Origin of the sequence: Nocardioides rubriscoriae (assembly GCF_008087085.1) — a bacterium.
Taxonomy (GTDB): Bacteria; Actinomycetota; Actinomycetes; order Propionibacteriales; family Nocardioidaceae; genus Nocardioides; species Nocardioides rubriscoriae.
In genome coordinates this window covers 514,372-527,094 of the sequence record NZ_VIYJ01000002.1, presented here as the reverse complement: position 1 = coordinate 527,094, position 12,723 = coordinate 514,372, and the positions used below count along the sequence as shown (strand labels likewise).

The window sequence follows — 12,723 nt, the reverse complement described above, 5'->3', positions numbered from 1 at the left end:
ACGGCCCCGCGCACTCGCGCGGGGCCGTCGTCGTTGTCGCGGGTCGGGCCGGGCTACTTCAGCTCGCTGCTCGACAGTCCCAGCACGCGCCGGGCCACGATGAGCTGCTGGATCTGCTGGGTGCCCTCGAAGATGTCGAGGATCTTGGAGTCGCGCGCCCACTTCTCGAGCAGCTCGGCCTCGCTGTAGCCGATCGAGCCGGCCAGCTCGACGCACGAGAGCGTGATGTCGGACCCGACGCGGCCGGCCTTGGCCTTGGCCATCGAGGCCTCGAGCGAGTTGGGCTCGCGGTTGTCGGCCATCCAGGCCGCCTGGAGGGTGAGCAGGTAGGCGCCCTCCCAGTCGGACTCCATCTGCAGGAACTTGGCCGCGGCCGCGCTCTGCAGCACCGCCGGGCGGTCGTAGTCGACCTCGATGCCGGCGTCCTTGAGCAGGTCGCGGGTCAGGTCGAGCGAGGCACGGGCGCAGCCGACCGCCATCGCGGCGACCAACGGCCGGGTGTTGTCGAAGGTCGCCATGGCGCCGGCGAACCCCTGCTTGACGTCGACCTCGGGCGAGCCGAGGAGGTTGTCCTTGGGAACGCGGCAGTTCTCGAAGATGATCGTCGCGGTGTCGGACGCGCGGATGCCGAGCTTGTGCTCGAGCCGGTCGACCCGCATGCCGGGCGTGCCCTTCTCGACCACGAACGACTTGATCGCAGCGCGACCCAGGTCGCGGTCGAGGGTGGCCCACACGACGATGTGGTCGGCGCGGTCGCCGGAGGTGACGTAGATCTTCTCGCCGTTGATGACGTACTCGTCACCGTCGAGGACCGCGGTGGTCTTGATGTTGGCCGAGTCGGAGCCCACGCCGGGCTCGGTGATCGCCATGCCGGCCCACACACCGTCGAGTCGCTTCAGCTGCTCCTCGTTGGCGACCGAGGCGATCGCGGAGTTGCCCAAGCCCTGGCGCGGCATCGACAGCAGCAGGCCGACGTCGCCCCAGCACATCTCGGCGATCGACATCACCGAGGCGAGGTTGGCGCCGTTCTTGACGGTGGTGTCGCCGTCCTTCTCCTCACGGCGTACGCCGGCCGCACCGGCGCCCTCGCCGGCGCCGGACTCCGACAGCCCGTCGATCATGGCGGCGAGCATGTCGAGCTCCTGGGGGTACGCGTGCTCGGCACGGTCGTACTTGCGGGAGATCGGGCGCAGCATGTTCATCGCGACCTGGTGGGCCTGGCCCACCAGCGGCTTGAACTTCTTGGGGTCGTCCAGGTTGATGGCCATTACACAAGCACCGAACCTTCCATGATGCCGATGGCCCGCAGGTCGCGGTACCAGCGCTCGACGGGGTGTTCCTTGACGAAGCCGTGGCCGCCGAGCAGCTGGACGCCGTCGAGGCCGATCTGCATGCCCTTGTCGGTGCACGCCTTGCGAGCCAGCGCGACCTCGCGGGAGAAGTCCTTGCCGGCGGCCGCCCGGGAGGCGGCCTTGTAGGTCAGCAGCCGCATGGCCTGCAGCTCGATCGCGATGTTGGCGACCATGAACGCCACCGACTGGCGGTGGGCGATCGGCTCGCCGAAGGCCTGGCGCTCCTTGACGTAGGGCGTCACGTAGTCGAGCACGGCCTGGGCCGTGCCGACGGCCAAGGCGCACCAGGCGAGCCGGGAGAGCCGGACGCACTCGGTGTAGGTCGAGCCGTCGGTCTCGCCGAGCACGGCGTCGGCGGGGACGGTGACGCCGGTGAGCGTCAGCCGGGTCAGCGAGGCGGCGCGCACGCCCATCGACGGGTCGCCCTCGACCTCGAGGCCGGCGGCGCCGGACTCGACCAGGAACAGGACGGGCCTGCCCTCGAGCGAGGCGCCGACGACGAAGAGCTCGGCCTGCGCGCCGCGGGGCACCAGGGTCTTGACGCCGTCGAGCACGAAGCCGTCGGCGGTGCGGCGGGCGGTCGTCGACGGGCTGAGCACGTCGAACAGGACGGTCGGCTCGACCAGCGCGAGCGCCGCGGCGGGGACGTCGCCGCCGGTGAAGGCGGGCAGGTAGGTCTGCTGCTGCGCGTCGGTGCCCCACAGGCCCAGGGCCGTGGCGACCGAGCCGGGCGCGAGGTTGGCGACGGCCAGACCCATGTCACCGCGGGCCAGGGCCTCGGCGACCAGGGTGCCGGCCACCGCCGAGCGCTCCTCGGAGATGCCGCCGAGCGCCTCGGGGACCCCCAGGATCGGCAAGCCGAGCTCGAGGCCGGCCTTGAGGACCCCCTCGGGGGCCTCGCACGTCTCGTTGGACTCCGACGCCGCCGGGCGCACGACCTCGTCGGCGTACTCGGTGACGACGTCGACGAGCATCTGCTCGTCGTCGGTCGGGGTGAGGTCGAAGACGCCCTTGGGCGTCGAGGCCGGCACCGGTCGGGCGCCGGGGACGCCGACCCGGCCGGCCTTGGCGAACGTGCGGCTGGCCGAGGTGAGCACCTTGAAGCCGTCACGGGTCACGGAGAAGACGGCGTGCTCGGCCGGCTTGCGCAGACCGACGCGGTCGATGAGGTCGCTCTGGGCGAGGCGGTTGAGACCGGCGACGAGGTAGCCGATCGGGTCGCGGGACTCGGAGGTCGGGATGCCGTAGCGGCCTCCCGGGCGCAGCCCGTCGAGCCTGAGGCTGGAGATGAAGGACATGCGGAAACTGTAACTGAGAGTTACACAGTGCGCTACAGCAACCTGGGGTGCGCGGGGTCACAACCGCCTCCCTAGGATCGTCGCCATGTCCGACGACGCTCCCCGCGCGCCCCACGGCCCCCTCCCGACCGGCGGCACGGTCCGCCCGATCACCCGCTGGGGCACCCCGGTGATGCACCGCCCGCAGGCCCGCGTCACGTCGTACGACGACGACCTGCGAGCCCTGGCCGCCGACATGGTCGCCACGATGTACGCCGCCGACGGGGTCGGCCTGGCCGCCTGCCAGATCGGTGAGGACGTGGCGATGTTCGTCTTCGACTGCCCCGACGACGACCACGTGCGCACCGTCGGCCTGGTCTGCAACCCCGTGCTGACGCTGCCCGAGGGCAAGGACCGTCACCTCGAGGAGGACGACGAGGGCTGCTTGTCCTTCCCCGGAGCGTTCGTCGACTGCGCGCGACCCGACCGCGCCTCGGTCACCGGGTTCGGGCTCGACGGCGAGCCGGTCTCGTTCGAGGGCACCGGCCTGCTGGCGCGCTGCCTGCAGCACGAGACCGACCACACCCTCGGCACCGTGTTCGGCGACCGGATCCCGACCAAGGCCCGCAAGAGGCTGCAGAAGAAGCACGACGAGGTCGCCGACGAGTTCCCGCCCGACTGGCCCGTCGGCGCCGCAGCCGCCGAGGACTGACTCCCCCCATTCTCCACAGGACCACGCCGACCCGTCGCGTAGACGCGACGGGTCGGCGAGGTTGTCCACAGATCCAGGTCGACCCGTCGCGTAGACGCGACGGGTCGGCTCAGCGGCGGGCGGTGAGGTAGCAGGCGATGGCGCTGGCGGCGGCGACGTTGAGGGAGTCGATGCCGTGCTCGGAGCCGCGGGTCATCGGCACGATCGCCCGGCGGTCGGCCGTGCGCTGCCACAGGGGCGACAGGCCGTGGCCCTCGGAGCCCAGCACCAGGGCGACGCGGTCGAGACCGGCGACGGCGTCCTCGATCGGCACGGCGTCGTCGGCGAGGGTGAGCGCAACGGTGGTGAAGCCCGCGGTCGAGAGGTCGGGCAGCGCCGTGCGCCAGTCGGGCAGGCGGGTCCACGGCACCGAGAAGACCGCGCCCATCGCGACCTTGACCGAGCGGCGGTAGAGAGGGTCGGCGCAGCGCGGCGAGAGCAGGACGGCGTCGAACCCCAGCGCGGCGCCGGAGCGGAAGACGGCACCGACGTTGGTGTGGTCGACGAGGTCCTCGAGCACCAGCACCGAGCGGGCGTCGGCGATGACCTCGGCGACCGGGCGCAGCGGCACGCGCTCGAGGGACGCCAGCGCACCGCGGTGCACGTGGAAGCCGGTCACCTGCTCGGCCAGGGCCTCGGCGAGCACGAAGCACGGGGCGTCGGTCGTGGCCAGGACGTCGGCAAGGCCGTCGAGCCAGCGCGGCGCCATCAGGAACGAGCGCGGGGTGTAGCCGGCGTCGACGGCGCGGCGCACGACCTTCTCGCCCTCGGCGAGGAACAGGCCGTGCTCGGCCTCGAGGTGCTGGCGCAGCTGGACGTCGCGCAGGTCGCGGTAGTCGGCCAGGCGCGGGTCGTCGGGGTCGCTGACCTCGACGACCTCAGCCACCGGCGGAGTCCTCCCCCAGCCCGACGGGGGCGGGGTAGCGCTCGGGGTGGGCCACGGCGACGACCTCGCCGACCACGATGATCGCCGGCGGCCGGACCTGCTGGGCGTCGAGGTCGTGGGTGAGCTCACCGAGCGTGGTGAGCACGGTGCGCTGGATCTCCATGGTTCCGTCGGAGACGACCGCGACCGGCGTGGCCGCCGGGCGGCCGCCGGCCAGCAGGGCGGCGGCGATCTGCGGGCCGTGCTCGACGGCCATCATCAGCAGCAGGGTGCCGCGCAGGCGTGCGAGGGCGTCCCAGTCGGTCAGGGACTTCGGGTGCCCGGGCGGCAGGTGGCCCGAGACGATCGCGAACTCGTGGGCCACTCCCCGGTGGGTGACCGGGATGCCGGCGATCGCGGGGACGGCGATCGGGCTGCTGAGCCCCGGGATGACGGTGACGGGCACACCCGCCTCGCGGCAGGCGATGACCTCCTCGTAGCCGCGGCCGAAGACGAAGCTGTCACCGCCCTTGAAGCGCACGACGCGGTGGCCGGCGAGGGCGCGCTCGACGATCATCCGGTTGATCTCCTCCTGCAGCGCCGATCGCCCGCGCGGCAGCTTGGCGACGTCGACGAGCTCGACGTCGCTCGGCAGCTCGCCCAGCAGCTCGCGCGGGGCGAGCCGGTCGGCGATGACGACGTCGGCCTCCATCAGCGCACGGCGCCCGGCGAGCGAGATCAGCTGCGGGTCGCCGGGGCCCCCACCGACGAGGGTGACGCCGGGGGTCGTGGTGCGCTCGCGGTGGTGCTCGGCGCTGATCCGGCCCTCGCGGAGCGCGTCGAGGATCTCGTCGCGCACGGCGACCGAGCGACGCGGGTCGCGGACGCCGTGGACCGCGACGGTGACCCCGGCCGCATGACCCACGGCCGGTGTCCAGGCCGTGGCGAGCGCGGCGTCGTCGGAGCGCACGCAGAAGACCCGCCGCGCCTCCGCGGCGTCGCCGACGGCTGCGTTGACGGCCACGTCGTCGGTGGCGGCCACGACGTACCAGGTGTCGTCGAGGTCGGACTCGACGAAGCCGCGCTCATGCCAGGTGGCCTCCCCCGCGGCGATGATGCCCTCGAGCGCCGGGGTCACGGTCGGCGAGACGACCACGACCCGGGCGCCGGCCGCGATCAGGGTCGGGACGCGTCGCTGGGCCACGTGGCCACCGCCCACGACCACCACGCGTCGGTCGGTGAGCTTCAGGCCGGTCGGGTAGAGCCGGTCGTCCGGGAGAGCGTCGTCCACGCCAGGCATCCTCCCGCACGGCGCTCCCGTGGTCCTCGAGAGCCCCGTCACGTGCCTCGACCCCGACTCCTCATCGGCCGTCGGGCCGCGTCCCCTCAGCGCGGCATGGGGGTGGTCGCGACCCAGGTCACCCGCCTGTTCTGCAGGTGCCGGAAGGCGTCGGCGTACGAGCGCGGCTGCTTGCCGACCGGCCACGGGTCGGTCTGCTCACCACGCTCGTCCTCGCTGAGCCAGGTCTCGAGCTCCTCGACCAGCACCCGGACGTCGCCGTGCCTGCCGTCGGCCACGTCGGGGACGACGACCATGACCTTCTCGAACCCCTTGCCGTTGGCCAGGGCCCGCTTGGTGGCTGTGCTGACGGTGTCCCAGCCGAGGTCGTCGCCGGCGCCGCGCACGGCCTTGACCTGCAACGACACCTTGAGCACCGGCGGCGAGGTGCTGAGCGGGCCCCGGTGGGACGGGCCGGTGGCCGCCACGACCACGACGTCCTGCTTGGTGATCCGGCGCCTGCTGACGGTGAGCTCGCGCGGGGGCAACAGCTGGACGGGGTCCATGGCGATGATCCGCGACAGGTTCGACAGCCCCTTCGCGACCTTCGGCTGGTAGCGCGCGACCGCGAGGCGCACGAAGGTCCCCGCGGGCTGCGGGCGCAGCTGGACCTCGGTGTAGTAGAGGTCGCGGGTGGCGTCGTAGAGCACGTCGTGGACGCGGGCGGTGTAGGTCGCCCCCACGGGCACGGCGAGCTCGTCGAGCACCCCGGTCACCGTGGTGCCCGAGGTGAGGTCCTGCTGGAGCACGGGGCTCGCGCCCGGGTCGAGGGCCGGGTCGGCACCGTAGAGACTGGTCAGGCGCGTGGTCGGCGCGGTGCCGCCGGGGTCGGCGGACGGGTCGATGCTGGTCCGCACGATGACGGCGAGCTGCTCGCCGTCGCCGCTGCTCCACCACGGCCGCTCGAGGTAGAGGCGCAGCCGGCTCGCGCCGCGCCCGGCGTGCCAGTCGCCCCCGTCGTCGCGCTCGGGAGCGGCCACGGCGAAGGCCGGGACGGCGTAGAGCACCTTCGGCGGTGTCGGGCGCACGGCGGCCGGGACGACCACCTTGGTCGCGCTGGGCGCCGAGGTGGCCAGCACGGTGCCGACCACGCCCTCGACGACGACGGCCGACCCCAGCAGGCCGACCAGGGTCAGCCGCCAGGCGGAGCCCTCGGCAGTGATTCGGTAGTCGCGGTCCAGGGTCAGCGGCGAGCGGTCGCCCGCGCCGAGCACGACGACGCTCTCGGGGTCGACCCCGACCGGCAGCAGGCCGGTGGTGCCCTTGAACGGGATCTGGGTGCGGAACTCCTCGACGAAGCGGCTGGTCGCGACGGCCGTGAGGGTGAGGTCGCGCCGGCGCAGGTCGTCGAGGGGCACGACGCCCTCGAGGCTCAGCGAGCGCAGCGGGCTGGTGGGGTCGACGTCGATGATGGCCTCGACGACGCGGGTGCGTGGCACCGTGCGCAGCGACGGCTTCACGATCCCCTCGGCCACCAGTCGCGGCCCGTCGTCGATCCGCTCGGTCCACGAGGCGAACAACGTGATCCGCGCGGAGCTGTCGGCGTGCACGTCGACCGGGACCAGCAGGCGGGGGTCCTTGGTCCCCTGGGCACGGGTCACGATGACGTCCGGGGCGTGCACCACCGGGTCGCTCAACGGCTGGCGCACCGCGTGCACCATGTCGACGTACGTCGTGGGCGTGAGCTGCGGGAGCTGGCCGGCACGCACCGCGGCGACCGTCGTGGCGAAGCTGTCGGAGTCGTGCCAGTCGACCAGGCCGTGCAACGCCAGGGTCTCGTCGTGGGGCAGCGCCCGCAGCGCGACCCGCGCGGCTCGCGCCGGCGGAAGGCCGATCGTGACGATCCGGTGCGGCGTCGCTGTCTCGGCCTGCGAGATCGTGGGGTAGGCGCCCGTGGCGACGCCCTCGACGAGCAGGGCGACCGACTGCCAGGAGCCGAGGCTGGCACGTCCGGTCCCGTCGGGGTCGGCCGGAGGCAGGAACCCCGGGCTGCGGCCGTCGACCTCGGTGCCGTCGGCGCCCAGCAGGCCGATGCGGACGTCGGTGAGCATCGGGTCGGGCAGCCAGTCGACCACCCGGGCTCGCGGCTCGCGGGTCGGCCCGTCCGGGGCGGGCCCGACCGCCGGGACCGTCGCGCTGTCCAGGGCGCCGATCAGCGGGTACGCCGCGGGGTCCGGCGCGCCGGCGTCGTCGAACCACCCGTGAAGCAGGCCGGTGTCGACGCTCGCGCGCGGCGGCGCGAGCGTGCGCGACGACTTCACGGTCGGCAGCACCCCGCTGCGCGGGTCGCTGCGCACGACCACCGTGCGGGCGCTCTCGCCGCGGGTCAGTGACTCGTCGGGCGGAGGCAGCACCAGCGGGGTGGGCGCGGGGTCGTAGCGCCAGTAGGTCGTGGCCGAGGTCGACGGGGCGCCGTCCCAGGCCGGGTAGCCGCCGGTGACGTCGACGGCGCGGCCCCGCACGGCGTAGGTCTGCCCGTAGCGCAGCACGGGCAGCCGGGCGTCGTCGCCGTCGGCGCTGGTGACGGGGAGCGTGGTCTCGAGGGTGAGCGGTGTCTCGGGCGGTCGGCCCTGGACGGCGTCGACCGAGGCGTTGGCGGGGTCGTCCTGGAGCAGGTGGACCCCCGGTCGCGGCACGGCCAGGCTCCAGCCGTCCCAGCGCATCACGACGTCGCTGACCAGCAGGGTCGACGCGTCGGAGGGGTCGGCCTGGCGCGCGGCGACGGTCACCGCGGCCTCGTCGACGGCGGTGAACTCCAGCGGTTCCTGGCCGTCGCGCGCCACGACGTAGCGCACCTGGCGGTGGCCGAGGCCGTGCCAGCGCTGGTCGGGCCCGACACCGACCTGCACGTGGTGCCCGACGACGAGGTCCTCGGCGTAGCGGTCCGGCGGGGCGGCCGGGTCGGCGACGGTGCCGCGGGCGGTCTCCTCGGCGGCGGTGAGGTCGTCCTGGACCCGCCGCATGCGGCCCGCGAGCGCGAGGGTGAGTCCGCCGCTGGTGGGCGCGGCGCCGGTGTCGCTGGAGCCACCGACCGCGACGCCGACGTTGCCGGCGGTGGCGGCGTCGACGTGCAGCGAGTGCGTGCTGAAGACCCGGCTGCCGGTGGCCAGGTGCAGCAGCTCGGTGTGCTCCGACGAGGTGGTGCTGCGCCGGCGCGCCACGAACGCCGACGCGGCGGGGTCGTAGACCGCCTGGGTCCGCGGCGTGACGACCTGGGTCTGCACGTCGCTCCCGGGGGTCCAGGTCGGGACGACCTGCACCGTGCTCTCGCGCGGTGCGGTGATCATCGGGATGTCGAGCACGACGACCAGGCCGAGCCGCTCGAGCAGCGGCGCGTGGTCGCCGACGAGCGTGAGCCGGTCGTGGAAGTCGTCGTCGAGCGCGCCCCGCTCACCACCGGTGCGGCCGCCCGCCGCGGGGCTCCAGAAGCCGAGGTAGTGCTCGAGGGCCTCGTCGACGGTGGCGGCGGTGTCGCTCCCGGCCTGCCACCGCGTCCGGGTGAGAGCCTGGACCGCGGCGGAGGCGAACGCGGAGCGTCCGAAGCCCGCAGGGTCGACGTAGGCCTGGCGCAGGTAGCCCGCCAGGGCGGCGTAGGAGTAGCCCTGGACCGTGCGGGCGGGGCCGGGGTCGCCGGTGAAGGAGTCGACCCGGAGCGTCGGTCGGAACAGGGCGCGCCACAGCGCGGGGTCGGGCGCTGCGCTGACCACGGTCGGGGTCAGCGCCTGCCCGTTGACGAGCACCTGCCACGAGATCGACTGCTCGGGCCACGCGACCCAGTCCGGGAAGGACGCGAGCGTGCCCCCGTCTCCTGCGTAGGACAGGCGCGGCGAGACGTGCGCGCCGACCCGGAGCCGCGAACCGTTGCGCTGCTGGACGACGCCCCGGGGCACGGCGGTGACCAGGACCGTCTGGCGCAGGCTGGTGGCGCTCATGAGCGGCCTGCCCGGCTCGGCGGGGCGAGGATGATGCCGGTGGTGGGGGCGAACGCCGCGGCGTAGGCCTGCCAGGGCGCGGCCTGGGGGTAGGTGTCGAGGAACCCGACCCGACGGTCCGGGGGCGCGGCGATGGCCGCCCGCTCGGCACCACCGACGCCGCGGGATGCCGGTGGCGGCTGCCCGATCGGCGTGCCGGGGTTGCCGCCCGCGAAGGTGCGTGACACCGACGCCTTGACCGTCTTGCTGCAGCACAGCACCTTGACCTTGAGCTGGAGCGTGGCCGTGCCGGTCAGGGTGCTGGGCGAGGTGTCGACGAACTGCAGGGCGATCTCGAAGACGACGCTGAGCGAGACCAGGCCGAGCACCTCCAGCGACCCGCTGGCCCGGAAGAACGCGGTGACGGCGACCGGCTGGCCCGCGGGCAGCGCGAGCACGAACCCCGCCTGGACCGCGATCGCGCCGGCCGCCACCCCGAGGTTGACCCCGACGCCGCCGGCGACCAGCAGCGACACCTCGAGGTTGTCGACCTCTCCCCCGCGCAGCCGCAGCGCGAGGTAGCCACCGCCCCCGAACGGGCCGAAGGTGACCACGAACGGGTCGTCGTGGGTGGCGAAGGCGAGGTCGACGACCAGCTGGGGCTGGCTGAACGGGATCTCGACGCCGAGCCCGAAGCGCAGGCCGCCGAGGGTGAAGACCCCGACCGCGACGTCGGACAGGGCCAGGCCGAGGCCGAGGTGGATGCCACTGAGGCTGACGTCGACGTCGGGGTCGAGCGTCCTGGCCGCCGGACCGGGCAGGGCGATCACGCGCTGCGTCGGCGCGGGGCGGGCGGCGCCCTCGGGCCTGAGCAGCCTCGCCACCAGGGCCGCGAGCTGCTGGACGAACGCGAGCGGGCCCAGGAACGAGACGTCACCGGGCCGGAACATGACGTCGAGCGGGTGACCGCTGCTCGAGGCCAGGCGCAGCTCGTCGATCGGGAGCACGACGACCCCGCCGAGCTGGAGCGCACAGCCGGTGAGCCGGGCCTCGAAGCGCTCCTCGGCCGGTCCGGGGCCGCCGCTGAGGACGCTGACGTCGACGCTGAGGGCCCCGGCGACGAAACGCAGCTCGACGCCGCCGGCCAGGGCGATGGAGGCATCCATCAGCGGCGGGGTGATCGTCATCCGCACGCTCTGGCGCCCGTCGACGGTCTCGTGGCGCACCTGCGGCAGGGCCGCGGGGAGGACGTCGAGGCCGTCGCTGATCTCGGGGATGATCGCTCTGAGCGGGATCCCACCGAGCAGGGTGAGCCCCGAGAAGACCGCGCTCGGGTCCAACAGGCCGCTGGCCGCCCCGGTGACCGCCGCGGGGTCCTGCGCCAGCAGCGCGCCGCCGAGACGGCTGAATCCCTGGTAGGGCGGCAGCGAGAACATCCCGCCGGTACGGCTGATCGGCAGGATGCCGGTCGGCGCCCGCCGGGCCGCGGCGGTACGGCGTGCGGCACCACCGGTCGAGACGGCGAGCACGATGCCGCCGACGTTGTCCTGGTTGGTCAGGTAGGCCGGGTGGTAGGTGTGCGGGACCGCACCGGTCTCGGTGCCGGGGCCGGCCAGCGCGCCGAGGCCGGGCAGCTGCGCGTCGAGGGTGTCGACCTGGGGTCGGAAGCGGGCTCGCCTCGGGTCGACAGCGATGACCTGGCCCGTCGTGAGCCCCTGGACCGAGACGACCACCCGGCTCACCGGGAGCGTGGTCGAGCCGTTGCTGCCCGGTGCGACCGCCGTACGCTGCCCGAGCAGGTCTACGGTGCGGGTGGAGCTGTTGAGCTGGTTCCAGGCCAGGTCGTCGTCGATCGACTCGACCCACATCACGCGGGAGACGAACGGCACCTCGCCTCCCGACCAGTCGGTGCCGACGAAGGGCAGCGTCAGCGAGGAGGCCGTGCCGTAGAGCAGGGGCACCTGGCCGGAGCCGAAGGGCGTGAGCCGTCCGGTCACGGCGACGGTCGAGCGCACCCGCTGGAAGGGCAGCGCGCACCCGGTGGTCGCACCGCCGGCGCCACCGGTGCGCAGCTTGACGAGCGAGGTGTCGACCACCGGGTCGAGCAGCACGATCGTCATGAAGCCCTGCTGCACCGCCACGGCCCGGCCGTCGCGGCTGGTCATCGTGCGCCAGGTCTCGGTGACCTTCGCGGCGCGGTGGCCCCACGGTGCGAGGAAGCCCGACTCGACGGTCTTGACGTACTGGTCGCGGCCCAGGGTGCTGCGGTGGTCCCAGGCGAGCAGCCCGTCGGTGTCGGGCCACCGCCCGTGCAGCTCCAGGGTCGAGCCCAGCGACGACAGGATGAGCCGGTCGGCGCTGACGGGGGTGGCCTTCGACTTCGCGACGATCTGGGCACGGTGGCCGGAGGTCAGCGGCATGACCAGCGACGTCGTGAGCGCCGTGGTGACGCGGACCGTGCGGAAGGTCGTGGACCGCTGGTCGGGCTTGCCCGATCCCGGGGTGCGCCCGGTCAGCCGGGTGTGCCAGACCTCGGTCGTGCCGGCCCCGACGCTGCGCCTCACGGGGTCGACCGCGTGCTGCCAGACCGTGCGGCTGTCGGGCTGCAACCGCAACCGGTACGGCGCCTCGATCCTGCTCTGGGGCTCCTGGCCCGGCGCGGACCAGACGGGGGTCAGGCCGCTCCAGTCGAGCAGCCGGGGCAGGTCGTAGGGTGCGCGCCACCCGCGGGGCAGCCGGAAGGCGAGCACCGAGGGGAGGGCGAGCCTGGTCTGCGACAGGGGCGTGCCCGCCGAGCGGCCCAGGGTCTCCCCCACGTTCTGGCCGGGCAGCACGACCGCCAGGTAGGCCCGCTTGCCCGGGTCGGCGATCTCGAGGAACAGGGTGCTGCCGGACTTCTTGGTGGCCAGGTTGACCAGGACCAGGTCGACGACCAGGAGGTCCTCGGGGCGGCGTACCTGCTCGACGCGGACGCCGCCCACGAACGGCTTGCCGAGGGACCCGGCCGGCGCCGGGTCGTCGAACCCCAGCGCCTGCAGGACCTGCCGGCCGACCGCGGTGCTCTGCAGCATCGCCCCGGTGAGCACGACCCCACCGCCCGCGACCACGCTGCGACGACGGAACCTGCCGGCGGGGATCGGGGATAGCGGGTCGCTGGACGGGCCGGGAGCATCGGTCACGCGGTGACGCTAGGACGCGACCACGGGCGCCGACATGGTCACAACGGGC

The 12,723-nt window shown here is 73.9% G+C and carries 7 protein-coding genes; 1 reads left to right on the top strand and 6 read right to left on the bottom strand.

Annotation, left to right across the window (positions count from 1 at the left end):
• Window positions 1–53: 53 nt before the first annotated feature.
• Together FZC61_RS05870 and FZC61_RS05865 are read right to left on the bottom strand one after the other, a co-directional pair.
• Window positions 54–1,268 (bottom strand): acyl-CoA dehydrogenase family protein, encoded by a 1,215-nt coding sequence (locus FZC61_RS05870; RefSeq protein ID WP_148613183.1) that lies wholly within the window; start codon window positions 1,266–1,268, stop codon window positions 54–56.
• On the bottom strand, window positions 1,268–2,650 hold the full coding sequence (locus FZC61_RS05865) for an acyl-CoA dehydrogenase family protein (RefSeq protein ID WP_148613182.1): 1,383 nt from the start codon (window positions 2,648–2,650) through the stop codon (window positions 1,268–1,270). Before FZC61_RS05865 ends, FZC61_RS05870 begins: the two co-directional genes overlap by 1 nt.
• 85 nt (window positions 2,651–2,735) lie before the next feature.
• On the opposite strand from FZC61_RS05865, the gene def reads away from it, so the two are divergent.
• On the top strand, window positions 2,736–3,341 hold the full coding sequence (gene def, locus FZC61_RS05860; protein WP_148613181.1) for a peptide deformylase: 606 nt from the start codon (window positions 2,736–2,738) through the stop codon (window positions 3,339–3,341).
• 109 nt (window positions 3,342–3,450) lie between these two features.
• On the opposite strand, the gene FZC61_RS05855 is transcribed toward def, so the two are convergent.
• The 4 genes from FZC61_RS05855 to FZC61_RS05840 form a co-directional block, all read right to left on the bottom strand.
• A complete protein-coding gene (locus FZC61_RS05855; RefSeq protein WP_148613180.1) occupies window positions 3,451–4,266 on the bottom strand; it encodes a TrmH family RNA methyltransferase in 816 nt (271 codons plus the stop codon).
• Window positions 4,259–5,536: a uroporphyrinogen-III C-methyltransferase gene (gene cobA, locus FZC61_RS05850; protein WP_246142549.1), complete on the bottom strand. Its 1,278-nt coding sequence runs from the start codon at window positions 5,534–5,536 to the stop codon at window positions 4,259–4,261. The genes FZC61_RS05855 and cobA overlap by 8 nt, the downstream gene beginning before the upstream one ends.
• Window positions 5,537–5,631: 95 nt before the next feature.
• Window positions 5,632–9,516, bottom strand: coding sequence for a hypothetical protein (locus FZC61_RS22955; protein ID WP_170285992.1), 3,885 nt, complete (start codon window positions 9,514–9,516; stop codon window positions 5,632–5,634).
• Entirely contained in the window at window positions 9,513–12,674 is a 3,162-nt protein-coding gene (locus tag FZC61_RS05840; RefSeq protein WP_148613178.1) for a hypothetical protein, read from the bottom strand. Before FZC61_RS05840 ends, FZC61_RS22955 begins: the two co-directional genes overlap by 4 nt.
• Window positions 12,675–12,723: the final 49 nt, after the last annotated feature.

Bases quoted from the DNA above. Each gene is read 5' to 3' on its own strand.
- FZC61_RS05870 (WP_148613183.1), bottom strand. From the start codon at position 1,268: ATGGCCATCAACCTGGACGACCCCAAGAAGTTCAAGCCGCTGGTGGGC.
- FZC61_RS05865 (WP_148613182.1), bottom strand. From the start codon at position 2,650: ATGTCCTTCATCTCCAGCCTCAGGCTCGACGGGCTGCGCCCGGGAGGC.
- def (WP_148613181.1), top strand. From the start codon at position 2,736: ATGTCCGACGACGCTCCCCGCGCGCCCCACGGCCCCCTCCCGACCGGC.
- FZC61_RS22955 (WP_170285992.1), bottom strand. From the start codon at position 9,516: ATGAGCGCCACCAGCCTGCGCCAGACGGTCCTGGTCACCGCCGTGCCC.